This is a genomic window from Bradyrhizobium ottawaense (assembly GCF_002278135.3).
GTDB lineage: Bacteria > Pseudomonadota > Alphaproteobacteria > Rhizobiales > Xanthobacteraceae > Bradyrhizobium > Bradyrhizobium ottawaense.
On record NZ_CP029425.2, the window covers coordinates 7,943,017 to 7,966,236 of the forward strand.

A 23,220-nucleotide genomic window follows, 5' to 3' on the forward strand; every position below is an offset into this window, starting at 1 on the left:
TCGGTGTCGTCCCCGCGAACGCGGGGATCCATAACCACAGGGAGGAGTTGTGGCGCGAGATGATAACTCCGAGTCCTCGCCAAATTTCTCCCTGTGGCTATGGGTCCCGGATCTGCGCGCGCTTGAGGCGCGCTTGTCCGGGACGACAGTGGGGCTTAGTTCAACAGGAAGCCACCGTCGACGGTGATCACACTCCCCGTCATGTACCGCGACGCCTGTGACGCCAGCAGCAGAATTGCGCCGTCGAGATCGGATTCGGCGCCGACACGGCGCTGCGGGATGCGTTTGGCCAGGCGTTCGCCGGCCGGCGTCGACCAGAAGGCGTGGTTCATCTCGGTGTCGATATAGCCGGGCGCGAGCGCGTTGATGCGGATGTTCTGGCCGGCGAGCTCCAGCGCCATCGCCTTCGTCGCCTGGATGATGCCGGCCTTGGAGATCGCGTAAGGCGACACCGCCTTCAGGACGCCGGTGCCGAGCACGGAGGCGATGTTGACGATGTTGCCTGACTGCTTGCGGGCGATCATGCGCCGCGCGACTTCCGTCGCGAGGAAATAGGCGCCCTTGAGATTTGCGCCGATCACCGCGTCCCAATCCGCTTCGGTCTGCTCGGTGGCGAGTTTCTCGATGGCGATGCCGGCATTGTTGATCAGCACCGTGACGGGACCGAGCGCGGCCTCTGCTGCGTCGACGGCCCGGGCGATCGAGGCCGTGTCGGTGACGTCGAGCGCGACCGCGGCGGCGCGGCCGCCCTTGCCGCGGATCTCCTCCTCCAGGCTCTTCAGCTTGTCGGCCTGACGCGCCGCGAGCGCGACGGCTGCCCCGTGGGCGGCGAGCACCCGGGCAAATTGCCGCCCCAGCCCCTGGCTCGCGCCCGTGACGAGGATGGTTTCTTTACTGACGTCAAATAGGCCTGACATTGGCGATAGACCCTACGCTCTTGGAGCCATCAATACAGACGATTTTAGCGATCTGAAACCGGAATGATCGGTCCGGCGTTCATTCGTTCCGTCGAGGGCAGGGTTTTGCTGATGAACAATTTCGATCTCGCCGTCTACGCCGCGCTCGCCATCGCGGTCGGCTTCGGCTTCAGGACCGGCCTGCTCCGCAGCGCCATGACCATCCTCGCCTATCTCCTCGCTGCTCCGATCGCGGTCGCGCTGATGCCGTTGATCGTGCCGCAGATCGCCGGCAATCCGAATGCGCCGCTGCTGCAGAACTGGATCTGGCTGTTCGGAATCTTCGTGGTGGTCGGCATGCTGTTCGGCTATATCGGCCGCCTGGCCCTGAACGACACGATCCGCGACGCCGGCATCGGCGATCGGCTCGGCGGTGCCGCGCTCGGCGCCGTCAGGGTCGGTCTCGTCGCCACCACGCTGGTCCTGGTGTTTGACCAGATCGTGCCGGCCAACAGACAGCCGCCTTTTCTCACCGGCTCGCATCTGCGGCCGCTGTTCTCGACGGCGGGTCAGATGGGCTTCAAGTCGCTGCCCCCGGAAGCGACCTCCGCGATAGACCGCCTCAAGCAGGAACAGCGCATCTGATCTGTCGCATTTGCATCGCTAGCGGCGAGGTGCATGCATTTTGATGCGAGCCCGTGCCTTATCAGCGACGCCGATGTTGGCTAAAGTGGGCGCCATCCAAAACCTGCCTGACATTACGGGAGTGAAACAGTGGATCTTGGGATCAAAGGTCGCCGCGCCATCGTCTGCGCATCCAGCAAGGGCCTCGGTCGTGCCTGCGCCATCTCGCTGGCGGAGGCCGGCGTCGACGTCACGCTGACCGCGCGCGGCGCCGAGGCGCTGAAGAAGACGGCGGACGAGATCCGGAAAGCCTATCCTGATGTGAAGGTCACCGAGATCGTCGGCGACATCACGACGCCGGCGGGCCGCGAGGCCGTGCTGAAGGCCTGCCCCGAGCCCGACATCCTGATCAACAACGCCGGCGGCCCGCCGCCCGGCGATTTCCGCAACTGGACCCGTGACGACTGGATCAAGGCGATCGACGCCAACATGCTGACGCCGATCGAGCTGATCAAGGCGACCGTGGACGGCATGATGGCGCGCAAGTTCGGCCGCATCGTCAACATCACCTCGGCCGCGGTGAAGGCGCCGATCGACATCCTCGGCCTCTCCAACGGCGCGCGCGCCGGCCTCACCGGCTTCATCGCCGGCCTGTCGCGCAAGACCGTGATCAACAACGTCACCATCAACGGCCTGCTGCCCGGCCCGTTCGAGACCGACCGTCTCACCGGCACCGCAAAGGCTGAGGCTGACAAGCGCGGCGTCTCGGCCGAGCAGATCCTGACCGAGCGCGCCAAGCTCAATCCCGCCGGGCGCTTCGGCCGGCCCGACGAGTTCGGCTATGCCTGCGCCTTCCTGTGCGGCGCCAAGGCCGGCTTCATTACGGGCCAGAACATTCTGCTGGATGGCGGCGCGTTCCCGGGGACGTTGTGACCGGTCCTCTCCCTCTCCCCGTTCTTACGGGGCCGCGACGAGCTTCGCTCGCGCCGAAAGGGCTGGGGTGAGGGGCTGCTTCGGCAAACACGGTGAGAGTTGGACTCACGGAGAGTCCCCCTCACCCGATCGCTTTGCGATCGACCTCTCCCCGCAAGCGGGGCGAGGTCAGCAAGATCACCGCTGTTTCGTCGGCTCGTCTTCGTCCTGCCGACTGGGAGCGGACGAATCGGCCGTCGTGCGCTCGTCGGTCCAGTCGATGCCGAATTCGTCGAGCCCGCCTGCGAGCAGATCGCCCAGCATCGGCTCGCCGAGCAGGTAATGCACCGTTTCGCGGCGGGGGCTGCGATATTCGGTGCGCGCCTCCACCGCGCGGGCGCGCAAATCGTCCCAGTCATCGATGGTGCCGTCGCCGCGACCGAGCCACGTCAGCGCGACGAGATCAAGCTGCTCGTCCTCGTTCAAGGCGATCATGAAGCTGCCGAGCTCTTGGACGACAGGATCGGAGCCATCATCTTCAAGGACGTCGACCGCGTCGTCATCGGTCGGGTTCGAGCCGGAATCCGGATCGGAATCCCCCTCTTTGACGTCGAATTCACGCGCCTTCTCGATGATGAAGGCGACTTTCTCCGCGGAAATCGCAAGCTCTGGCATGGCTTCCTCTTCGGCTTTTTCCTGGGGTTCCCGCGATAACGCCGCACCGCGTCAGATGATCCATTGCGCTCGATGACGGAAACGGCGCATCTTTCGGCATCAAGGCAAAAACATGGGAAGGCGGCGGATGCAGTGGAAGGTCGGCCAGGTCAAAATCACCAAGATTGTGGAGCTGGAGACGGTCGGCTCGACCCGCTTCATCCTGCCGCTCGCGAGCAACGCAGAGATCCAGAAACTTCCCTGGCTGATCCCGCATTTCGCCACCGAAGAGGGCCGGCTGAAAATGTCGATCCATTCGCTGGTGCTGGAGACGCCGTCGCGCCGCATCGTTGTCGACACCGGCCTCGGCAACGACAAGCAGGGCCGCAATGTTCCGACCTGGAACAACCGCACCACGCCGTTCCTCGCGACGATGATGGCAGCCGGTTTTGCGCCGGACAGCATCGACACTGTGCTGTGCACGCATCTTCACGTCGATCATGTCGGCTGGAATACGCGGCTGGTCGACGGCCGATGGGTGCCGACCTTTGCCAAGGCACGCTATGTCTTCGGCAAGACCGAATACGAGCACTGGCTGGAACATTCGACCGAGCCGGACAAGCGAGCCGTGTTCGAGGATTCCGTGCAGCCGATCGTCGACGCCGGCCGGGCCGATCTGATCCCGAGCGACCACCAGCTCTGCGGGGAGATCAGCATGATCCCGACCCCCGGCCACAGTCCCGGCCATATGAGCATTCTCATCCGATCGGACGGTAAGCAGGGCCTGCTCACGGGTGACGTCGCCCATCACCCCTGCCAGATGGCGCATCTCGACTGGTCCTCGACCGCGGACTCCGACCAGAGCCAATCTGCAAAGACACGGCGCGAATTGTTCGGCCACTTTGCCGACACGCCGACCTTGGTGATCGGCGGCCATTTCTCGGCCGGGCATATCAGGCGGGATGGAGAGGCGTTCAGGTTTGTGGCGCTGGCCTAGGTCTCGTGCCCCGGATGCTGCGCAGCACGAAGTGATGCGCTGCTAAGCCGGGCCCATGTATCTGGATCCCGGCTCTGCGTCGCGTCATTTCATGCCGCGCCGCGTCCGGGACACGAGAGCGCCGTCCGCCCATCGAATCCAGAGGGCTGCAATGCGCCCCGCTCTGGGCGGTTGAATTTCCCCTCGCCCTGTTCCATGAAGCTGCTTAACCGATCGGTCCATTCCTAGGGAGAAACGAGAATGAAGCTTGTTCGTTATGGCGAGAAGGGTGCGGAAAAGCCCGGCCTGATCGACAAATCCGGCCAGTTGCGCGACCTGTCGGCGCATCTGAAGGACCTCACCGGCGAGGCCTATTCGCCCGAGAGCCTGAAGAAGCTGGCAGGCCTAGATCCCGCCTCGCTCCCGGCGGTCTCCGGCAAGCCGCGGTTCGGCGCCCCCGTCACCGGCATCTCGAAATTCGTCGCGATCGGCCTCAACTACTCCGACCATGCCAAGGAGACCGGCGCCGATATCCCGAGCGAGCCGATCATCTTCATGAAGGCCAACACGTCGCTGTCCGGCCCGAACGATGCGGTCGAAAAGCCGCGCGGCTCGACCAAGCTCGACTGGGAAGTCGAGATCGCCGCGATCATCGGCACCCGTGCGAAATATGTCTCGGAAGCCGACGCGCTGAACCACGTCGCCGGCTACTGCGTCTGCAACGACGTCTCCGAGCGCGCCTTCCAGATCGAGCGCCTGGGACAGTGGACCAAGGGCAAGTCGCACGACACGTTCGGCCCGCTCGGACCGTGGCTTGCAACCAAGGACGAGATCAAGGACGTGCAGAACCTGTCGATGTGGCTGGACGTCAACGGCCAGCGCCGCCAGACCGGTTCGACCAAGACCATGATCTTCTCCATGGCCAAGTGCATCTCCTATGTCTCGCAGTTCATGACGCTGCTGCCCGGCGACGTCATCACGACAGGCACCCCGCCCGGCGTCGGCCTTGGCATGAAGCCGCCGACCTTCCTCAATGTCGGCGACGTCGTGACGCTCGGCATCGAGGGTCTCGGCGAGCAGCGCCAGGAGATCGTGGCGGCGTAAGCCGTGCCTTCATCCTGAGGAGCGCGCAACGCGCGCGTCTCGAAGGATGCGCCACAAGCACAGTCGCCCGACGTTCGCGCCGGGTGAAGAGCGACCGTCCCTCGTTGTCCATCCTTCGAGACGCGCGCCAAGGGGCGCGCTCCTCAGGATGAGGACTGTGTGTCTGGATAGAGGTTATTTCCAATGAAGCTCACCTTCTCCCCCGCCTCGCCCTTCGCCCGCAAGGTGCGCATCGCCGCGATCGAGCTCGGGCTGATCGACAAGATCGAGCTCGTGCCCGCAAGCGTCGCGCCGGGCACGGCCAATGAGGACTATTCGAAGATCACGCCGCTGAAGAAGCTGCCGGTGCTGATCACCAATGACGGCGACGTCATTTTGGACTCCTACGTCATCGTTGAATATCTCAACGAGACCGCCGGCGGCGCCCTGATCCCCGGTTACGGTCCCGCGCGCTGGAAGGCCAAGACCAATCATTCCCTGATCAACGGCATGCTCGATTCCATGCTGCTGTGCCGCTACGAGAAGATGGTGCGGCCGCAGGGCCTGCAATGGCAGGCCTGGTCGGACGACCATTGGAACAGGGCGTGGACCGGCATGGCGCGGTTCGAGAACATGCCTGAGGTTCTGAACGGCCCGTTCGACATCTCGCAGATCGGCCTCGTCTGCGTGCTCGGCTATGCCGACTTCCGCTTCGCCGATTGCGGCTGGCGCAAGGCCTATCCGAAGCTCGACGCCTTCCATCAGAAGATGCTGGAGCGGCCCTCGGTCAAGATCTCGGTGCCGCCGGCCGCCTAAGCGCGATGAAGATCATCGCGCTTTAGGGTTGTTGTTTGAGCATGATCTTGTCGGAAAACCGCTGAACACTTTGCGCTATCGCGGCCCTCCGGGTCCGGATCATGCTGTAAACGCGGAGTTCTCATGAGCCTGAAGTTCTCGGTCGGCGATCTCACCATCCATCGAATCATCGAGCAGGAGACCTCGTTCGTCCCGGCGCTGGAGATGCTGCCGGGATTGACGGCCGAGGTACTGGCCGAGAACCGGGCATGGATGCGGCAAGCCAGGGCGCTGGATGACCAGGACGTGCTGCTCCTGTGCTTTCAGTCCTATGTGGTGAAGACGCCGCATCACACCATCCTGGTCGACAGCTGCATCGGCAACGACAAGCCGCGGCCTCGGCCGAAATGGAACATGAAGGCCGACGACACTTATCTGCGCGCGCTCAACGCCGCCGGATTTGCGGTCGAGGACATCGACTTCGTGATGTGCACGCATCTGCATGTCGATCACGTCGGCTGGAACACGCGGCTGGAGAACGGCCGCTGGGTGCCGACCTTCCCCAAGGCACGCTACGTCTTCGCCAGGCAGGAATTCGACCACTGGACCGAGCAGAACGCGAAGGCGCAGGTCGCCCCCTTCGCCGACAGCGTGCTGCCGGTGGTTGAGGCCGGACGCCACGAGCTCGTCGGCAATGATCATGAGATCGGCGATCACGTCCGCATCCTGCCGACGCCGGGCCACACGCCGGGGCATATCGCCGTCACGATGGGCCGCGGCAAGGACGATGCAGTGTTCTCCGGCGATCTCATGCACTCGCCGCTGCAGACGCTCTATCCGGAGCTGTCGATCAAGTTCGACGTCGATCCAGCCGCGGCAGCGAAAACGCGGCGCAGCTTCCTGGAGCGCTATTGCGACACCGACACGCTGTGCTGCACCGCGCATTTCCCGTCGCCCTCGGTGGGGAAGATCCGGCGCAAGGGCAATGCGTTCGTGTGTGAGTCCATCTAGCGAGATGCCGTAGGGTTGGCAAAGCAAAGCGTGCCCACCATGCCAGACGCGTCGCGGAAAGATGGTGGGCACGGCGCGCGATGCGCGCCTTTGCCCACCCTATGATTCCACCCGAGTGGAGAGACACGATGACCGCACTCCCTGACATCCCCCTGCCCGCCGGAATCCGCTCGCGTTATGTCGACGGCATCAACGGCTTGCGCATGCATGTGCTGGAGGCTGGCTTCGAGACCACGGGGCGGCCATGCCTCCTCTTGCTGCACGGCTTTCCCGAGCTCGCCTTCTCCTGGCGCAAGGTGATGCCGACGCTGGCTGCGGCCGGGTATCACGTGATTGCGCCGGACCAGCGTGGCTATGGCCGCACGACGGGATGGACTGCGGATTACGACGGCGACCTTGCGCCGTTCTCGCTCCTCAATCTCGTGCGCGACGCACTCGCCCTGGTGTCGGCGTTCGGCTATAGGCAAGTCGATCTGGCCGGGCATGATTTCGGCAGCCCGGTCGCGGCCTGGTGCGCGCTGATCCGGCCCGACGTGTTTCGTTCGGTGACGATGATGAGCGCGCCGTTCGGCGGACCGCCGGCGCTGCCGTTTGGTACGGTCGATGCTCCGGCAAAGCCTGCGGTGGAGGACCCCGTGCATCGCGGGCTCGCCGCGCTGCCGCGGCCGCGCAAACATTATCAATGGTATTATGCGACACGCCCGGCCAATGCCGACATGCAGCACGCGCCGCAGGGCGTGCATGATTTCCTGCGCGCCTATTATCATCACAAGAGCGCGGACTGGACCGACAACAAGCCTTATCCGCTGGCGTCGTGGTCGGCGGACGAGCTCGCAAAGCTGCCAACCTATTACGTGATGGATCTGAACGAGACCATGGCGGAGACGGTCGCCAAGGAGATGCCTTCGCCCGCCGCGATCGCCGCCAACCAATGGCTGCCGGACAGCGACCTCGCCTATTACAGCGGCGAATATGGCCGCACCGGATTCCAGGGCGGGCTGCAATGGTATCGCTACGGCACGACAGGCGCTCTCAACAGCGAGATGCAGCTGTTTGCGGGACGCAGCATCGACGTGCCCTCCTGCTTCATCTCGGGCAAGCAGGATTGGGGCACTTACCAGCGTCCGGGCGTGTTCGAGGCGATGCAGGGGCGCGGCTGCACAAGGATGCTCGGCTGCCATCTCGTCGACGGCGCCGGCCATTGGGTGCAGCAGGAGCAACCCGCCGAGGTGAGCCGGCTGCTGCTCGACTTCTTGGCCAAAGCCGGCACAGCCTGATTTGACCCGGGAACCCCGGCCCTCTATATAGTTTAGAATAGTTCTAAACTAGTGATATAGGGCCGCCGTGAAGAATTTTGCCGACCTGACCGAGCGCGAGGTGCTTGCGGTCGCGATCTCCTCCGAGGAGGAGGACAGCCGCATCTACATGACCTTCGCCGAGGACCTTCGCGAGCGTTACCCGGACACGGCAAAAATCTTCGAGGAGATGGCCGAGGAGGAGCGCGGCCACCGGCACATGTTGCTGGAATTGTACGAGCAGCGCTTCGGCAAGCATCTGCCGCCGATCCGGCGCGAGGACGTCAAGGGATTCCTGCGCCGCCGCCCGGTCTGGCTGACCAAGAACCTGTCGCTCGACGCCATCCGCAGGGAAGTCGAGACAATGGAGATGCAGGCGGAGCGCTTCTACGTGAAGGCCGCCGAACAGGCCCAGGACGTCGGCGTGCGCCGCCTGCTCGGCGATCTCGCCGAAGCCGAGAAAGGTCACGAGGAGACCGCCGCAAAGCTGACGGGCGAGATCCTGAATTCCGACGTCCGCGCCGAGGAGGATCGCACCAATCGCCGCATGTTCGTGCTGCAGTACGTGCAGCCGGGCCTTGCCGGATTGATGGACGGATCGGTCTCGACGCTGGCGCCGCTGTTTGCCGCGGCCTTCGCCACCCACCAGAACTGGCAGACGTTTCTTGTGGGCCTCGCCGCATCGATCGGCGCCGGCATCAGCATGGGTTTTGCGGAGGCGCTGTCCGACGACGGATCGCTCACGGGGCGGGGCTCGCCCTGGCTGCGCGGCGTCACCTGCGGCGCGATGACCACGCTCGGCGGCCTCGGCCACACCGCGCCCTATCTGGTGCCGGATCATTGGGCCAACGCGTTCTGGATCGCAACGGCGATCGCCTGCGTCGTCGTGTTCTTCGAATTGTGGGCGATCGCCTTCATTCGCTCCCGCTATATGGACACGCCGTTCCTCCAGGCCGTATTCCAGATCGTGCTTGGCGGCGCGATCGTGCTCGCGGTGGGCGTGTTGATCGGGGCGGCGTAGTGGCCTCACATTCGCTGTCATTGCCCGCCCCTGTGCGCAATTGCGGACTAGGCGGGCGATGACGGCGAACTCCTGAACTCCTTCCGTTCCGTCTCGCCGGCACATCAATCGCGATCAAACAGTCGTTGCAGCATTCGGGCAAACTGCGCATCATCCTCCGACAACAAGAGCAGGAGAAGCGCCGTGACCAGATCGGAATGGAGTTTCAAGAGCGCGGTCGAACTTTCGGCCGCATTGACCGCAAAGAAGGTCTCCGCGGTCGAGCTTACCCAGGATGCCATCGACCGCATCGAGCGTCACGACGGCAAGGTCAACGCGATCTGCGTGCGGGATTTTGATCGCGCCCGCAGTGCGGCACGCGAGGCGGATGTGGCGCTGGCGCGCGGCGAAAGAAAACCGCTGCTCGGAATTCCGGTGACGGTGAAAGAATCCTTCAACATCGCGGGCCTGCCCACAACTTGGGGCTGGACGCCGCAAAAGGATTTCAAGCCGACCGAGGACGCGCTATCGATCTCCCGGGTGAAGAACGCCGGCGGCGTCATTCTCGGCAAGACCAACGTTCCCGTGGGCTTGGGGGACTGGCAGAGCTACAACGACATCTACGGCACGACGAACAATCCATACGATCTCGGCCGCACGCCCGGCGGCTCATCAGGCGGCTCGTCGGCAGCGCTGGCGGCCGGCTACGGACCGCTCTCGCTCGGATCCGACATCGGCGGCTCGCTGCGCGTGCCGGCATTCCATTGCGGCGTCTATGCGCACAAGCCGACATACAATCTCTGTCCGACGCGCGGCCATACGCCGCCGCCATTTCCTGCGGTCCCGATGGAACGCGATATGGCGGTGATCGGCCCGATGGCCCGGAGTGCGGCCGATCTGACGCTGCTGCTGGACGTGATGGCCGGTCCCGATCCGGTCGACCTCGGCATCGGATACAAGCTGGCGCTGCCGGACGCACGCCACGACAGGCTGAAGGATTTCCGCCTGCTCGTGATCGACAGCCATCCGTTGCTGCCTGCGAATTCCGACATTCGCGGCGCGATCGAGACGCTGGCCGGGCGATTGACGGGCGCCGGCGCGAGCGTCGCGCGCGAAAGCCCGCTGTTTCCGGACTTCAAGGAAGCCTCGCGCCTCTACATGCGCATGCTGATGGGCTTTCTCGGCGCGTTCTTTCCGCCGGATATTCTCGCCGGCGCACGTGCCGGCGCGGCGCATCTCTCACCCGAGGACAAGAGCCTCGCGGCCGAGCGGCTGCGCGGCATGACCTCCAGCCATCAGGCCTGGGTGTTCGACGAAGGCGCGCGCGCCGGGCTGCGCGCGCAGTGGCGGCACTTGTTCAGGACATTCGATGCGGTGATCTGCCCGATCATGCCGACCCCCGCCTATCCGCATGATCATTCGCCGGAGCAGGAGAAGCGCCGGATCAATATCGACGGCAAGGACCATGTTTATCCGGACCAGCTTGCCTGGCCCGGCATCGCCACGCTGACGGGCTTGCCGGCCACGGCCGTTCCGCTCGGCCTGTCGAAGGACGGGCTGCCGGTCGGCGTCCAGATCATCGGCCCCTTCCTCGAAGACCGTACGCCGCTCAGGCTCGCTGAACTGATCGAGCGTGAGTTCGGCGGGTTCCAGCCGCCGCCATTATTCAATGATTAGTTCTTCCCGTCATCGCGAGCGAAGCGAAGCAATTCAGAATTTTTCGAAGTGACAGTCTGGATTGCTTCGTCGCCAGCGCAAAAATTGCTTCGCAATTTTGTCGCGGGCTCCTCGCAATGACGGAGGACGACAACGTCGCGATTCCGGGCTCGCGCGTCGCGCGCCCCGGAATGACGGAAAGGAAGCACCATGAGCCAGGACCTCGATCAACTGACCGCCCTCAACCGTGACTACGTTGCCTCCGTGCAGAACTGCGACGTCAAGCGTTTCGACGAAATCCTGGCGACGGAGTTTTATTGCTCCAATCCCGACAAGACGCTGGTCGACCGTGCCGCCTTCCTGGAGCAGGCCGCGCGGCCGATCACGATCCGGAACTTGAGAGAGCGCGACGTCATCATCCGCATCATGGGCGACTTCGCCGTCATCCACGCCGCGACGAGCTACACCACGGCGGATGGCCAGCAGGCGACGGGGCGCTACACCGATTGCTGGGCAAAGCAAAATGGCAAGTGGCTCGCGGTGTCGGCACACGTGTCGCGGTGAGGCCGCACGCTGCCTTTCCCCCTCGGGCCGCAGGGCATTCGACGACTGCCATAAAGAGATCGCTAACCAAACAATCTTTTCCCGAGCCATGGGCAAACCGCTGATCTGACATTTATCCAGCTGGCAATCGTTCGCCCGTCAAAATTGCAAGTGACGAGAGGTCCCCTCAGGGCATCGAACTCGAGCATGTCACGAGGACACGCTGCGAAGCTCGGAGTGCTTCCCCGGCGAGGGGTACCGCTCAAATCCGGCGAGAGTGATTGCGTGACAAACGACACAATCGAGATAGGCTCGCTCCGCGACCCCTATCATCGCGTCAATCCAGATGAGACGCTGCCCGAGAGATGGCGCATTCCGATTGCGGTAGCGGTCGGGTGCGGGCTCATGGGCATCGTGCTCCGTTACCTCGCGCGGGAACACGCGACCGCCGACGCCGCCGAATACATCACCTGGTATACCTTCGCGCGAGATCACGGCATTGCCGGGCTGGCCGAGGCTTTCACCAACTACACGCCGTTCTACAGCTACCTCCTGCTGATCACCGCCCGATTTGATGGGCTGGGCCAGCCGCTTTCCCTCGTGAAGATGATCTCGGCCATATTCGAGCTCGGCTGCGCGATCGTTGTGGCCCGGATGGTCTGGCGAGTTACAGGCGTGCCGTTGCGCGCATCCCTGGCCTTCTGCGCGGTGTGGCTTGCGCCGACGGTGCTCTTCAACGGCGCAATGTGGGGACAGGCCGATTCGATCTGGACCTTCTTCGCGCTGATTTCCGTGGCGATGTTCATGCGGGACCGAAACGGGGCTTTGCCATTCGCAGTGGCCTGCTCGGTGAAGGCCCAGGGCGTCTTCCTGGGGCCGTTCGTGCTGGGCATGATCCTGCGCCGCAAGATCCACGTGGAATGGCTTGCAGCCATTCCGGCAGTCTATGCGATCCTCGCCATTCCGGTTCTCGTCGCTGGCAGATCCCTGGTCTCCGTACTCGGGATCTATCTCGGCCAGGCCAACACATTTCATCACCTGACCATGAATGCAGCGAATATCTGGGTGTTCGCAGGAGGAACGCCGTACGCGGTCGGAGTCGCCGCCGGCCTCGTGCTCGCGGCGGCGAGCGGGCTCGCCCTATCGATCTTCATCGCACAGTCCAGGCGGACGGGGCCGGAGTTCATTCTACTGGTCGCGTGCGTATCGCTCATCCTCATGCCGTACCTGCTTCCGAAGATGCACGAGCGCTATTTCTACGGCTTCGAGCTTGCGGCGATCGCCCTGGCCTGCCTCAATCTGCGTTATCTGCCGTTCGCGGTGATTGCCCAAGTCGATGGCGTGTTATCCTACCTCGCATTCGAGAGCGAGATCGTCATGGGTCTGTTGCCGGCGGCGCTCTGCAACACCTTTCTGGTGTTCTACCTCGTGCTCGATCTCCGGCATGGCGAACGTGGATTTCGCTTTCCGAGGTTTGCCTGGCTTGGCTTCACCGCGTCGACTGCGGGATTGTTCTCCTATTTGCTGTTCGCGGGTCCCGGCCTGAACGTATCCGTCGCGTATATGCTCGTCGCCGGACTTGCCACGGCCATGACGCTGCTCCTCGTGAAGGAGCAGCGTTGCGCCTCGGCCAACAGTCCGGCCGCATCGCGTTGATTTTAATTTTCGGGCAGCGCCGGCGTCGGTTGTGCTAGCTGTCGAACACGATCACGCTGCGCAGCGTCTTGCCGGCTTTCATGTTGGCAAAGCCCTCGTTGATCTCGGACAGCTTCAATTTCGCCGAGATCCAGTCCTCCAGATGCAGCCGTCCGCGCAGGTAGAAGTCAACCAGGCGCGGCATGTCGACGCGAAAATGGTTCGAGCCCATCGAGGAGCCCTGGATCCGGCGCTCGCGCAGGAAATCGAAACCGTGCAGCTCGATCTTCTGGCCGAACGGGATCATGCCGACGATGGTGGCGGTGCCGCCGGAGGCGAGCATGCCGAATGCCTGCTCGGCGGTCTCCTTGCGGCCGAGCACCTCGAAGGAATGATGCACGCCGCCATTGGTGAGATCGCGCACCTGCTTCACGACGTCGCCGTCGGCGGGGTTGATGATGTCGGTCGCACCCAGCTTGGTCGCGAGCTGGAGTTTTGCCGGATTGGTGTCGATGGCGATGATGCGGCCGGCGCCCGCGATCTGCGCGCCGTTGATCGCGGCCATGCCGACACCGCCGCAGCCGATCACGGCCACGGTCTCGCCGGCCGTCACCTTCGCGGTATTCACCACCGCACCATAGCCGGTGATGACGCCGCAGCCGATCAGCGCGGCTAGATCGAGCGGCATTTCTTTCCGGATCTTGACGATCGCGTTCTCGTGCACCAGCATCTGTTCTGCAAAGGACGACAGATTGAGGAACTGGTGCAGCTTCTCAGGCTTGGACCACTGCATCCGGTTTGAGGCGCCCGGCAGCAACTTCACGGTGGTGTCGGTGCAGAGCACGGTGCGGCCCGTGGTGCAGTTGTCGCAGGTGCCGCAGAACACCGACAGGCAAGTGACGACGTGGTCACCCGGCTTGACGTAAGTGACATCGGAGCCGACCTGCTCGACCACGCCGGCGGACTCGTGGCCGAGCACCGCGGGCAGCGGATGCGGATAGAGCCCTTCCATGAAATGCAGGTCGGAGTGACAGAGCCCGGCGACCGTGGTGCGGATCAGGACTTCGCGCGGGCCCGGCTTCGGCAGGCTGACGTCCTCGATGACGAGCGGCTGGTTGACTTCATAGAGGACGGCGGCCTTCATCGAGCACTCCCTGTCGCGTTTCTTGGTTTGATCGTGGCGTGCAGCCTACGCTGCCAGAACCAGTTCGCCAACCTCGCTCATGCCGGCTGAGCTGTCGCCAAGCAGCAGCGCGGCGATCCTGGCCTGCGTGGCATTTTCCGTGAGCCGGAACGGATCGCTCGGTGCCACCCGATGGTCGATCACCAGCCGCGACAACAGCAGCCGGCGCGCATCGCCGCGCATCTCGTGGATGCGATGTGCCTCCCAGGCGAGAGCGACGGCGCTGGCGACATGATAGAGCAGGCTCGTCGCACGACGCGCATCGGCCTCGTTCTCGGATGTCGCCGCAACCTCGCGCGCGAAGCCGACGGCACGATCGACGAAGCCGCGCAGCTTGTCGCGCCAGGCCTGCGGCACGGAAGCGCTGTCGTCGAGCCGCGCATGCAGATCGGCCGCGAGCGCGGATTCCGCACCATGCCGGCCGACTGCGCGCCTGAGCGCATCGATCGCGACGATATTGCCGGTGCCTTCCCAGACCGAGCCGAGATGCGCATCGCGCAGCAGGCGCGGCGTCGCGAATTCCTCGATGTAGCCGATGCCGCCGCGCATCTCGAGCGCATCGCCGCAGACCTTTCGCGCATCGCGCGTGGCGCGGAATTTCAGGGTCGGCGTCAGGATCCGCAACAATGCCGCCGCATCCTGGCTGCCGGCCTCGGCGCGGTCGAGCGCGTCCGCAGTCAGGAAGCTCATCGACAGCGCCTGCTCGACCGGCAGCATGATCTTCAGCATCTGGCGCCGGCCGAGCGGCAGGTCGATGATGCGCTGGCCGAACACGACGCGGTTTGTCGCGACCGTCATCGCATCATGATAGGCGCGGCGCATCAGCGCGGTGGATTTGACGCCGTTGGAGAGCCGCGACGAATTCACCATCTCGGCCATCTGCACGAAGCCGCGGTCGAGCTTGCCGACCGCGTAGGCGATGGCGCCTTCGAGCTTGATCTCGCCGGAGGCCATCGAGCGGGTGCCGAGCTTGTCCTTGAGACGCACGATCCGGTAGTGGTTCTGCGCGCCGTCGTCGAGGAAGCGCGGCATCAGGAACAGGCCGACGCCGCGCGTGCCGGGGCCAGCGCCCTCGGGGCGCGCCAGCAGCATCACGACCTCAGCGTCGGCATTCGAGCAGAACCATTTTTCGCCAGTGAGGCGCCAATGGTCGCCCTCCTGCACGGCGCGCGTGGTCAGCGTGCCGACGTCGGAGCCGCCCTCCTTCTCGGTCATGAACTGGCCGCCTTGCGTCAACCTGCTCATGTCGGTCTGGGTCAGGCCGTCCAGATATTTCGCCTTCAGCGCCTCGCTGCCGAAATTTGCCAGCAGCTTGGCGCAGCCATCGGTGACGTTGATCGGGCACCCCATGCCGAATTCGGTCTGGTTGAAAAGAAACGTGAAGGCGTGCTTGGCGACGACAGGATATTTGTCCGGCCAGCCCATGATGCCCTTGCGGATCGAGAGCGCGTGGATGCCGAACTCGCCGAACGCCGCGTTCTCCAGTTCGCGATAAGCCGGGTGATATTCGATCCACTGCACGTCGCGGCCGAACTTGTCGCGCTGGTGCAGCACCGGCGTATGACGGTCGGCAAGCCGCGCGCAGTCGTCGAGGCGGCCTCCGGCGAGTTCGCCGAGGCGATCGAGATGCGGCTCGATATGGCGGAACAGATTTTCCGGCAGATGGATACGCAGCAGGTCGGTCAGCGCGGGATCGGCGCGGTAGAAGTTCATGCCTGTGGTGTCGGGCGCCAGCAGACCGGACTGCTCGGCCGCGACATTCCTTGGCTGCGCTGGGGCCGGCTTATGCATGATCGTCCTCTTCGTTTCCGCCTTGCGGACATTCCGCGCCACTTTAGCGCTTGCCGCTTGGGATGATGTCGATCATGCTCCAGTCGCGGGGTGCGATAAAGCCGCAAATCGTCAGGGAGGCATGATCACCGTGAAGGAGCAATTCGCTCTGCGGAATTGTGATCGCGACGGCTGGCTGTTCGCAAAAGCCATGCATAGATCAGGAGCTTCCTGCTTCCGAGAGACCACACCATGGAACATCCGAAATACAAGATCGCCCTTATCGTCGGCGCCGGCGAAGGCCTGAGCGCTTCGCTGGCGCGCTTGCTGGCTGCGCAAGGCGTTCGCGTCGCGCTCGCCGCGCGCAAGATCGAGAAGCTGGGCGCGCTCTGCAGCGAGACCGGCGCCAAGGCCTATGCCTGCAACGCGACCGAGCCCGACGAGGTGGAGCGCCTGTTCGGCCTCGTCGAGCGCGAGATCGGCACGCCCGACCTCGTCGTCTACAACGCCAGCGGCCGCACCCGCGGGCCGTTCGTCGATCTCGTTCCGGCCGATGTGGCGCAGGCGATCGCGATCAGCGCCTATGGCGGCTTCCTGGTGGCGCAGCAGGCGGCAAAACGCATGCTGCCGAACAAGCACGGCGCGATCCTGTTCACCGGCGCCTCGGCCAGCGTCAAGGGATATGCGCAGTCGGCCTCCTTCGCGATGGGCAAGTTCGCGCTGCGCGGCCTCGCGCAGAGCCTGGCGCGCGAATTGTCGCCGCAAGGCATTCATGTCGCGCATTTTGTGATCGACGGCGGCATCCGCAGCGCGGCGCGGACGGAAGCCGAAGACAAGCCGGATTCGATGCTCGATCCCGACGCGATCGCGCAGAGCTATTGGAACGTGTTGCAGCAGCCGCGCAGCGCCTGGAGCTGGGAGCTCGAGCTGCGGCCCTGGGTGGAGAAGTTTTGAGGACGAGATGCCGTAGGGTGGGTTAGCCGAAGGCGTAACCCACCAAGGTCCGTCGACGAGGAGAGTAAGTTGGTGGGTTACGCCGAGCAGATGCGCGTCGCGCATCTGCAGGGCTAACCCACCCTACAAAGGCAGGGAATCATGACCACCGAAACCGTCATCGACACCGGCACCAATGAACTCCTCTGCGTCATCCGCGACCGCGTCGCGGTGATCACGCTGAACCGGCCGGAGGCGCGCAATTCGCTGTCGGACACGCTGACGCCGGCGCTGCGCACGATGATCCGGACCTGCGGCGAGAATCCCGATGTCGGCGCGCTCTTGCTCACCGGCGCCGGCGAAGCGTTCTGCGCCGGCGGCAACGTCAAGGGCATGGGCGCGCATCGCGACCCGAGGAAGCTCGAAATGTCGTTCGACGACAAGGTCGCCGATCTGCAGGAGCGGCAGCGGCTGCTCACCGGCGCGCTGGTGTCGGTGCGCAAGCCGACCATCGCTGCCCTCCCCGGCCCCGCGGTCGGCGCCGGGCTTGCCATCGCGATGGCCTGCGACATCCGCATCGCCGCGCAATCGGCCTTCGTCGCCACCGGCTATGCCCGCATTGCGCTCTCCGGCGATTACGGCATCGCCTGGCTGCTCACCCGTCTCGTCGGCACCGCGCGGGCGCGCGAGCTGATGTTCACCGGCGATCGCGTCGATGCGGTGCGGGCCGAAGCGATCGGCCTCGTCAACCGCGTCGTGCCCGATGACAGGCTGCAAGCCGAAGCCTTCGCGCTGGCCAAGTCGCTCGCCGAAGGCCCGCGCCTGGCGCTGCGCTACATGAAGGACAATCTCGACGAAGCCGTGCTGTTCGACTTCGAAACCGCGCGCGACCACGAAGCCGAACGGCTGGTGCGCCTGACCACGACCGCGGATCACAAGGAGGCCGTGCAGGCCTTCATCGAGAAGCGTAAGGCAGTGTTCACGGGAAAATAGGCACTCGCTTTGCAACAGGCGGTCGAGGCGGGTAACCGGCTGTCATTCCGGGGCGATGCGCAGCATCGAGCCCGGAATCCATCTGGCCGCAAGACACGTCGTGAAATGGATTCCGGGTTCGCGCTACGCGCTCCCCGGAATGACGATGTGGAGAGAGTCTTCGCCCGGACCGCAACCGGGCAAAAAAAAGCCCGGCCCTGGTTCACCCAGAGCCGGGCTTGCAGTGGTGTCAAACCGAGGCTGAGGGGCTTTCGGCCTGACGGGAAAGGGCGGCGAGGCGCCAGCTTGCGCAGGGAATGTCTTTCGGCGCGACCGCGATCTCCTTGCCGAAGCGCACCAGCTTCCAGTCATCGGGATGATTGACGAAGGCGAAACCGGATTTGCGCGCGAGCGAGACCATGGTCTCGTTGGAGCGCAGCGTGTCGCCGAACATGTGCTCGGCGCCGAGCGCAGCCGCGCGGCATTCGAGATTCTTCATCAGCGCGGTGGCGATGCCGTGGCCCTGCCAGCGATCATGGACCGACAGGCCGAATTCGAGCGTCGCGGTTTCGGCGTGCAGCGCATAGCGCGCCTCGGCGACGATGGTCTCGAAGCCGTCGACCATCATGGTCGCAACCACGGAGAAACGTTCGCGCTCGCCGACCTGAAGGAAGTCATGCAGCAGCCCTTTCGGAAGCTCACTGATGGCGCCGAAGAAACGATTGTAGCGGGAGCGGGTCGAGAGCGAGCGGAAATAGTGCTGCAGCTCGTCGGTGTCGCGCGGCTCGACGAAACGGACGTTGAGCGCCGTGCCATCGCGAGTGCGCAGCGTGTCCGAATATTGCTTGAGGTCTTCGAGGCGGAGAGTGCTCATGATACGAGCCCTTCACAAAAGGGACCGCCGGCGCCCCCACAGTCAGGCGGCGCCGGCCTCGCGGCCAATCAGGCCCGCCAGAAGGGTTTGTCAGCCTCGTAGGCAATGTCGGTCCAGGACAGTCCGACGTCCTGAAGATCACGCGCGGTCCATTGGGTGAGCTCGCGCCTGTTGCGATAGCGCTCGTGCCAGACGTGAAGGGTCTCGCCGATCTGCTGGATCAAGCCGGACGCATGATGATTTGTCATCAAATTGTGGGTCAAGGTAGACATTTTAAGCTCCTGGAGCTAACCTCACCGCTAATATCGGCTTCCTAGTGCAGTGCGACAAACGACAATTTGTACCTTTTCGCATGAAATAGCGTCATGTATCCTGCTGCCAAATGACTGCCAGATTGCCGTCCCTGAACGGATTGCGGGCGTTCGAAGCCGCCGCGCGCCATCTCAGCTTCACGCTGGCGGCAAGCGAGCTGAACGTGACGCAGACCGCGATCAGCCATCAGATCCGCAGGCTCGAGGAGGATCTCGGCATCCGCCTGTTCATCCGGCAGAACCGTGCGCTGGCCCTGACGCCGGAGGCGCGGGACTACCTGCCGGGCGTCCGCGCTGCCTTCAACGACCTCCGGCTTGCGACCGACCGGTTGCTGCGCAAGGACGACGACAAGGTGCTGACGGTCTCGACGCTGGCCTCGCTCGCCGCAAAATGGCTGTTGCCGCGGCTAACGGATTTCCAGGAGCAGCATCCCGGCATCGACGTTCGTATCACCACCTCGACCAGCTTCGTCGACTTCCAGCGCGACAATGTCGATGCCGCCATCCGCTACGGCCGCGGCCAATGGCCGGGCCTGCGCGCCGACTGGCTGATGGCGGATGAGCTGTTTCCGGTGTGCAGTCCGTCGCTATTGCGTGGCGACAAGCCACTGCGCCGGCCCGAAGACCTGGGAAACCATCCGCTGCTGCACACCTCGAGCGCCAACAGCGACGATTGGCGGCTTTGGCTGACCGCGGCGGGCCTGCCGGCCGACATCGCGAGGCACCCCGGCATCACCTTCGACATGATCTTCATGACCATCCAGGCCGCGATCGATGGCATCGGCGTGGCGATGGGACGGACCTCCTACGTCCAGGACGACATCGCCAAGGGCCGCCTCGTGGTCCCCTTCAAGATCGCGCTGCCGGCCGACGCCGGCTTCTACCTGGTCGCGCCCGAGGGCCGCCGCGAAGCGCCGAAGCTGACCGCATTCCGTCAATGGATGCTCGCTGCGACGCAAAATAAAGCCTGAGAAATCATCAGCTTCCTCCCAAAAACGGATTGACTCGGCCCGCCTCGCGCGGGAAGAGGCGTGGCAGATTGTCGCAGTCTCTGTCGCCTTGCCGTGAAATGATTTCCCGGTCCGGCCAGACCTTTCCAAGGGGAGCAACGCCATGGCTGGACCAGCCGCATCGACCAATCCACCCGCGATCAAATCGCGCATCGGCGCCATCCTGCGCGCCACGTCAGGCAATTTTCTCGAACAGTTCGACTTCTTCCTGTTCGGCTTCTATGCGGCCGCGATCGGCAAGGCGTTCTTCCCGTCCTCTGATGAAACCGCATCGCTGCTCAACACCTTCGGCGTGTTCTGGCTCGGCGCCTTGATGCGGCCGGTCGGCGCGATCGTGCTCGGCGCTTACATCGACCGCATCGGCCGCCGCCAGGGCCTGATCGTCACCCTCGCCATCATGGCCTTCGGCACCGTCGTCATCGCATTCTGCCCGAGCTATGCGACCATCGGCATCGCCGCGCCCATCATCGTGCTGATCGGACGTTTGCTGCAGGGCTTCTCCGCCGGCGTCGAGCTCGGCGGCGTGTCGGTCTATCTCTCGGAGATCTCCACGCCGGGCAATCGCGGCTTCTACACCTCGTTCCAGTCGTCGAGCCAGCAGGTCGCGATCTTCGTTGCCTCGATCCTCGGTTACATCCTCTCGGAGGTGATGCCGGCCGACACCGTTGCCGCCTGGGGCTGGCGCATTCCCTTCTTCGTCGGCTGCTTGATCATTCCCCTGATCTTTGTCCTGCGGCGGACGCTGGAGGAGACGCCGGCCTTCCTCGCCATGAAGAAGCATCCGACGGCCAGCGAGGTGTTCGCCTCCGCGCTCGCCAACTGGCGCATCGTCATCCTCGGCATGATGATCGCGATCCTGACCACGACGACGTTCTACTTCGTCACCGTCTACACGCCGACCTTCGGCAAGACCGTGCTGAAGCTGTCGACGCAGGACGCGCTGCTGGTCACGCTGCTCGTCGCTGTCACCAACTTCTTCTGGAACCCGGTCGGCGGCGCGCTCTCCGACCGCATCGGCCGCAAGTCCGTGCTGCTCACCATCGCCGGCCTGTCGCTCGTCACGGCCTATCCTGCGCTGCACTGGCTGGTGGCGGCGCCGAGCTTCGGCAAGCTGCTCGCCGTCGAGATGATGTTCTCGTTCTATTTCGGCGTCTACAGCGGCACTATGCTCGGCGCGCTGGTCGAGATCGTGCCGGCGGATGTGCGCACCACCTGCTTCTCGCTCGCCTTCGCGCTCGCCGCCGCCCTGTTCGGCACCTTCACGCCGTTCGCCTCGACCTTGCTGATCGAGCATACCGGCGACAAGGCCTCGCCCGGCTTCTGGCTGATGCTCGCTGCGCTGCTTGGAATCATCGCGGCCTCGACGGTGTATCGCGGCGGCGGCAAGGCCGTGCCGACTTATGATGCGGTGCCGGAGCCGGTTGCGGGGCACTAACCGTCATTCCGGGGCGCCTCGAAGAGGCGAGCCCGGAATCCATTTCGCTCATTCCCGTCGCACGATGGATTCCGGGCTCAGCCCTTCGGGCTGCCCCGGAATGACCAACTGGCTACAACTCCACCACCACGTAATCGCTCTCGACCTTCACCGGGATCGTCTCCGCGACATACGGCCCCTTCACGACGCTCGCACCCGGCTCGACATGGGCCGGGTAGGCCTTCACGCGGAAGCGGCGGGGATCGCAATAGGACTGACCGGTGCGGATGTCGAACTCCCAGCCGTGCCAGGGGCAGCGGATGATCTCGCCGAGTTTTGTATACTCGATCTCGCCGGGCTCCTTCGACTGCGCGAGACCGATCAGCGGGCCCTCGCACAGCGCCGCGCCCTGATGCGGGCAACGGTTCATCAGACCGAAATATTCACCCTTGATGTTGAAGACCGCGATCGGCCGCCCGTCGATCTCCAGAAATTTTCGCGTCCCCGGCGGCAGTTCGTCGACCGGCGCGATCACATGCCGCGCCATCAACCAATCCCGTACAGCGCGCGCGCATTGCCGAGGTAGAACGCCTCGCGATTGGCCTCGCTGACACCCGCCGGCAACACGCGCGACGGCTCGTCGTAATCCCAATGCGGATAGTCGGTCGCAAACAACAGGCGATCCCAGCCGATCCAGTTGATGACGTCGAACAGATCCTCGCGGCTTTCAGGATCCTCCATCGGCTGCGTCGTCCACCACACCTGCTCGCGAATATACTCCGACGGCGGCCGCTTCACATGCGGCACCTCGCTGCGCAGGCGCTGCCAGGTCTTGTCGAGCCGCCAGGCCAGCGACGGCGCCCAGCCGAAGCCGGCCTCGATCATCACCATCTTCAGTTTCGGGAAGCGCTCGAACACGCCTTCCAAAACAAGACTCGCTAGCGCCGATTGCTGGCATTGCGAGTGACCCACCATCTCCTCGATGTAATAGGACGGCCAGCCCGACGGCGTGATCGGATTGCCGCCGAAGCCGAAGGCGTGGACGCCGACGGGAAGGCCGGCTTCCTCCGCGGCCTGGTAGATCGGCCAGTAACGGCGCTGGCCGAGCGGCTCGACATTGCGGCTGAGCAGCAGCACCTGCACGAAGTTCTTGTCGCCGGCGCGCTCGCGGATTTCGGCGGCGGCCGACAGCCCGTCCTCATTGCCGACGACGATCGAGGCTTTCAGCCGCTTGTCCTTGCTGGTCCATTTGTCGATCTGCCAGTCGTTGATCGCCGAACACAAAGCGGCCGAGAGTTCGTGATTGCGGATGCCCTGCCCGGTGTTGAGCGGATTGAGCACACCCAGCTGCACGTTGTTGGGATCGAGCAGTTGCTTCTGCATGAAGGACAGCGAGGAGCCCTGCGGGCCGCCTTCAGGCGGATAGGCATCGCGGCGCGAGGCGTTGGGCTGGGCCTTCGGATAGGGCGGGCCTTCCATCATGCCCTGATAGGCATGGACGCCGTAGACTTCGAGATGATGCTGCCAGCGTTTGGCGAGATAGGGATAAAGCTCGGTGCGGGTGGCGCGTGCCGGATGGATGTCGCAGTCCGCGATCGCGGTTTTGACGGTCAGTGGGGAAGCGGCTTCTTGGCTCTCGCGGAATTGGATATTCATCGCCTTGCCTCCTTTGG

At 64.2% G+C, this 23,220-nt stretch carries 23 protein-coding genes; 15 read left to right on the top strand and 8 right to left on the bottom strand.

Features of this window, described 5'->3' with window-relative positions:
• Positions 1 to 155: 155 nt before the first annotated feature.
• Positions 156 to 917 (bottom strand): SDR family oxidoreductase, encoded by a 762-nt coding sequence (locus CIT37_RS37120; RefSeq protein ID WP_028140629.1) that lies wholly within the window; start codon positions 915 to 917, stop codon positions 156 to 158.
• A gap of 111 nt (positions 918 to 1,028) precedes the next feature.
• On the opposite strand from CIT37_RS37120, the gene CIT37_RS37125 reads away from it, so the two are divergent.
• The gene (locus CIT37_RS37125; RefSeq protein WP_095426898.1) at positions 1,029 to 1,541 is read left to right on the top strand and encodes a CvpA family protein; all 513 of its coding nucleotides are present in this window, start codon (positions 1,029 to 1,031) and stop codon (positions 1,539 to 1,541) included.
• 129 nt (positions 1,542 to 1,670) lie between these two features.
• Entirely contained in the window at positions 1,671 to 2,453 is a 783-nt protein-coding gene (locus tag CIT37_RS37130) for an SDR family oxidoreductase (protein WP_095426877.1), read from the top strand.
• Positions 2,454 to 2,630: 177 nt separating this feature from the next.
• On the opposite strand, the gene CIT37_RS37135 is transcribed toward CIT37_RS37130, so the two are convergent.
• Entirely contained in the window at positions 2,631 to 3,107 is a 477-nt protein-coding gene (locus CIT37_RS37135) for a DUF3775 domain-containing protein (RefSeq protein ID WP_038973160.1), read from the bottom strand.
• A 127-nt stretch (positions 3,108 to 3,234) separates the two neighbouring features.
• Here CIT37_RS37135 and CIT37_RS37140 point away from each other — a divergent pair, with 127 nt between their 5' ends.
• From CIT37_RS37140 to CIT37_RS37180, 9 genes are all read left to right on the top strand, one after another.
• The gene (locus CIT37_RS37140) at positions 3,235 to 4,083 is read left to right on the top strand and encodes an MBL fold metallo-hydrolase (RefSeq protein ID WP_038948816.1); all 849 of its coding nucleotides are present in this window, start codon (positions 3,235 to 3,237) and stop codon (positions 4,081 to 4,083) included.
• Positions 4,084 to 4,323: 240 nt separating this feature from the next.
• Complete coding sequence (locus CIT37_RS37145; RefSeq protein ID WP_038973158.1) at positions 4,324 to 5,166, top strand: fumarylacetoacetate hydrolase family protein; 843 nt, start codon at positions 4,324 to 4,326, stop codon at positions 5,164 to 5,166.
• Positions 5,167 to 5,349: 183 nt separating this feature from the next.
• A complete protein-coding gene (locus CIT37_RS37150) occupies positions 5,350 to 5,961 on the top strand; it encodes a glutathione S-transferase family protein (RefSeq protein WP_028140635.1) in 612 nt (203 codons plus the stop codon).
• A gap of 123 nt (positions 5,962 to 6,084) precedes the next feature.
• Positions 6,085 to 6,951 carry an MBL fold metallo-hydrolase gene (locus tag CIT37_RS37155; protein ID WP_095426876.1) on the top strand — a complete coding sequence of 289 codons (867 nt, stop codon included), beginning with the start codon at positions 6,085 to 6,087 and terminating at the stop codon, positions 6,949 to 6,951.
• Between the two features lie 128 nt (positions 6,952 to 7,079).
• On the top strand, positions 7,080 to 8,228 hold the full coding sequence (locus CIT37_RS37160; protein ID WP_095426875.1) for an alpha/beta hydrolase: 1,149 nt from the start codon (positions 7,080 to 7,082) through the stop codon (positions 8,226 to 8,228).
• Between the two features lie 67 nt (positions 8,229 to 8,295).
• On the top strand, positions 8,296 to 9,267 hold the full coding sequence (gene mbfA, locus CIT37_RS37165) for an iron exporter MbfA (RefSeq protein ID WP_028140637.1): 972 nt from the start codon (positions 8,296 to 8,298) through the stop codon (positions 9,265 to 9,267).
• Positions 9,268 to 9,450: 183 nt separating this feature from the next.
• The gene (locus tag CIT37_RS37170; protein WP_095426874.1) at positions 9,451 to 10,923 is read left to right on the top strand and encodes an amidase; all 1,473 of its coding nucleotides are present in this window, start codon (positions 9,451 to 9,453) and stop codon (positions 10,921 to 10,923) included.
• Positions 10,924 to 11,112: 189 nt separating this feature from the next.
• The gene (locus CIT37_RS37175; protein WP_038948820.1) at positions 11,113 to 11,466 is read left to right on the top strand and encodes a nuclear transport factor 2 family protein; all 354 of its coding nucleotides are present in this window, start codon (positions 11,113 to 11,115) and stop codon (positions 11,464 to 11,466) included.
• 384 nt (positions 11,467 to 11,850) lie between these two features.
• Positions 11,851 to 13,101 (top strand): putative hexosyltransferase, encoded by a 1,251-nt coding sequence (locus tag CIT37_RS37180; protein ID WP_244611334.1) that lies wholly within the window; start codon positions 11,851 to 11,853, stop codon positions 13,099 to 13,101.
• 34 nt (positions 13,102 to 13,135) lie between these two features.
• On the opposite strand, the gene CIT37_RS37185 is transcribed toward CIT37_RS37180, so the two are convergent.
• Positions 13,136 to 14,224, bottom strand: a complete 1,089-nt coding sequence (locus CIT37_RS37185) for a Zn-dependent alcohol dehydrogenase (RefSeq protein WP_028140641.1) — start codon at positions 14,222 to 14,224, stop codon at positions 13,136 to 13,138.
• A gap of 45 nt (positions 14,225 to 14,269) precedes the next feature.
• Entirely contained in the window at positions 14,270 to 16,054 is a 1,785-nt protein-coding gene (locus CIT37_RS37190; RefSeq protein WP_038948822.1) for an acyl-CoA dehydrogenase family protein, read from the bottom strand.
• A gap of 231 nt (positions 16,055 to 16,285) precedes the next feature.
• On the opposite strand from CIT37_RS37190, the gene CIT37_RS37195 reads away from it, so the two are divergent.
• Both CIT37_RS37195 and CIT37_RS37200 read left to right on the top strand, forming a co-directional pair.
• Positions 16,286 to 16,987, top strand: a complete 702-nt coding sequence (locus tag CIT37_RS37195) for an SDR family oxidoreductase (protein ID WP_038948823.1) — start codon at positions 16,286 to 16,288, stop codon at positions 16,985 to 16,987.
• 141 nt (positions 16,988 to 17,128) lie between these two features.
• Positions 17,129 to 17,959, top strand: coding sequence for an enoyl-CoA hydratase (locus CIT37_RS37200; RefSeq protein WP_028140644.1), 831 nt, complete (start codon positions 17,129 to 17,131; stop codon positions 17,957 to 17,959).
• A gap of 229 nt (positions 17,960 to 18,188) precedes the next feature.
• Here the strand turns inward: CIT37_RS37200 and CIT37_RS37205 are convergent, their stop codons facing one another.
• Together CIT37_RS37205 and CIT37_RS37210 are read right to left on the bottom strand one after the other, a co-directional pair.
• Positions 18,189 to 18,812 carry a GNAT family N-acetyltransferase gene (locus CIT37_RS37205; protein WP_038948824.1) on the bottom strand — a complete coding sequence of 208 codons (624 nt, stop codon included), beginning with the start codon at positions 18,810 to 18,812 and terminating at the stop codon, positions 18,189 to 18,191.
• Between the two features lie 68 nt (positions 18,813 to 18,880).
• Complete coding sequence (locus CIT37_RS37210; RefSeq protein ID WP_095426872.1) at positions 18,881 to 19,084, bottom strand: DUF1127 domain-containing protein; 204 nt, start codon at positions 19,082 to 19,084, stop codon at positions 18,881 to 18,883.
• A gap of 110 nt (positions 19,085 to 19,194) precedes the next feature.
• On the opposite strand from CIT37_RS37210, the gene CIT37_RS37215 reads away from it, so the two are divergent.
• Together CIT37_RS37215 and CIT37_RS37220 are read left to right on the top strand one after the other, a co-directional pair.
• Positions 19,195 to 20,094 (top strand): transcriptional regulator GcvA, encoded by a 900-nt coding sequence (locus tag CIT37_RS37215; protein WP_095426871.1) that lies wholly within the window; start codon positions 19,195 to 19,197, stop codon positions 20,092 to 20,094.
• Between the two features lie 142 nt (positions 20,095 to 20,236).
• The gene (locus tag CIT37_RS37220; RefSeq protein ID WP_095426870.1) at positions 20,237 to 21,568 is read left to right on the top strand and encodes an MFS transporter; all 1,332 of its coding nucleotides are present in this window, start codon (positions 20,237 to 20,239) and stop codon (positions 21,566 to 21,568) included.
• A gap of 112 nt (positions 21,569 to 21,680) precedes the next feature.
• Here the strand turns inward: CIT37_RS37220 and CIT37_RS37225 are convergent, their stop codons facing one another.
• Both CIT37_RS37225 and CIT37_RS37230 read right to left on the bottom strand, forming a co-directional pair.
• Positions 21,681 to 22,094 (bottom strand): Rieske (2Fe-2S) protein, encoded by a 414-nt coding sequence (locus CIT37_RS37225; protein WP_028140649.1) that lies wholly within the window; start codon positions 22,092 to 22,094, stop codon positions 21,681 to 21,683.
• On the bottom strand, positions 22,094 to 23,203 hold the full coding sequence (locus tag CIT37_RS37230; protein WP_028140650.1) for an amidohydrolase family protein: 1,110 nt from the start codon (positions 23,201 to 23,203) through the stop codon (positions 22,094 to 22,096). The genes CIT37_RS37225 and CIT37_RS37230 overlap by 1 nt, the downstream gene beginning before the upstream one ends.
• Positions 23,204 to 23,220 lie beyond the last annotated feature (17 nt).

What these genes read in the sequence shown, in the direction of transcription:
- CIT37_RS37125 (WP_095426898.1), top strand. Translation starts at nt 1,029, where the DNA reads ATGAACAATTTCGATCTCGCCGTCTACGCCGCGCTCGCCATCGCGGTC.
- CIT37_RS37135 (WP_038973160.1), bottom strand. Translation starts at nt 3,107, where the DNA reads ATGCCAGAGCTTGCGATTTCCGCGGAGAAAGTCGCCTTCATCATCGAG.
- CIT37_RS37185 (WP_028140641.1), bottom strand. Translation starts at nt 14,224, where the DNA reads ATGAAGGCCGCCGTCCTCTATGAAGTCAACCAGCCGCTCGTCATCGAG.
- CIT37_RS37220 (WP_095426870.1), top strand. Translation starts at nt 20,237, where the DNA reads ATGGCTGGACCAGCCGCATCGACCAATCCACCCGCGATCAAATCGCGC.
- CIT37_RS37230 (WP_028140650.1), bottom strand. Translation starts at nt 23,203, where the DNA reads ATGAATATCCAATTCCGCGAGAGCCAAGAAGCCGCTTCCCCACTGACC.
- CIT37_RS37120 (WP_028140629.1), bottom strand. Translation starts at nt 917, where the DNA reads ATGTCAGGCCTATTTGACGTCAGTAAAGAAACCATCCTCGTCACGGGC.
- CIT37_RS37145 (WP_038973158.1), top strand. Translation starts at nt 4,324, where the DNA reads ATGAAGCTTGTTCGTTATGGCGAGAAGGGTGCGGAAAAGCCCGGCCTG.
- CIT37_RS37225 (WP_028140649.1), bottom strand. Translation starts at nt 22,094, where the DNA reads ATGGCGCGGCATGTGATCGCGCCGGTCGACGAACTGCCGCCGGGGACG.
- CIT37_RS37210 (WP_095426872.1), bottom strand. Translation starts at nt 19,084, where the DNA reads ATGTCTACCTTGACCCACAATTTGATGACAAATCATCATGCGTCCGGC.
- CIT37_RS37215 (WP_095426871.1), top strand. Translation starts at nt 19,195, where the DNA reads ATGACTGCCAGATTGCCGTCCCTGAACGGATTGCGGGCGTTCGAAGCC.
- CIT37_RS37150 (WP_028140635.1), top strand. Translation starts at nt 5,350, where the DNA reads ATGAAGCTCACCTTCTCCCCCGCCTCGCCCTTCGCCCGCAAGGTGCGC.
- CIT37_RS37190 (WP_038948822.1), bottom strand. Translation starts at nt 16,054, where the DNA reads ATGCATAAGCCGGCCCCAGCGCAGCCAAGGAATGTCGCGGCCGAGCAG.
- CIT37_RS37160 (WP_095426875.1), top strand. Translation starts at nt 7,080, where the DNA reads ATGACCGCACTCCCTGACATCCCCCTGCCCGCCGGAATCCGCTCGCGT.
- CIT37_RS37175 (WP_038948820.1), top strand. Translation starts at nt 11,113, where the DNA reads ATGAGCCAGGACCTCGATCAACTGACCGCCCTCAACCGTGACTACGTT.
- CIT37_RS37205 (WP_038948824.1), bottom strand. Translation starts at nt 18,812, where the DNA reads ATGAGCACTCTCCGCCTCGAAGACCTCAAGCAATATTCGGACACGCTG.
- CIT37_RS37200 (WP_028140644.1), top strand. Translation starts at nt 17,129, where the DNA reads ATGACCACCGAAACCGTCATCGACACCGGCACCAATGAACTCCTCTGC.
- CIT37_RS37195 (WP_038948823.1), top strand. Translation starts at nt 16,286, where the DNA reads ATGGAACATCCGAAATACAAGATCGCCCTTATCGTCGGCGCCGGCGAA.
- CIT37_RS37155 (WP_095426876.1), top strand. Translation starts at nt 6,085, where the DNA reads ATGAGCCTGAAGTTCTCGGTCGGCGATCTCACCATCCATCGAATCATC.
- CIT37_RS37180 (WP_244611334.1), top strand. Translation starts at nt 11,851, where the DNA reads ATGGGCATCGTGCTCCGTTACCTCGCGCGGGAACACGCGACCGCCGAC.
- CIT37_RS37140 (WP_038948816.1), top strand. Translation starts at nt 3,235, where the DNA reads ATGCAGTGGAAGGTCGGCCAGGTCAAAATCACCAAGATTGTGGAGCTG.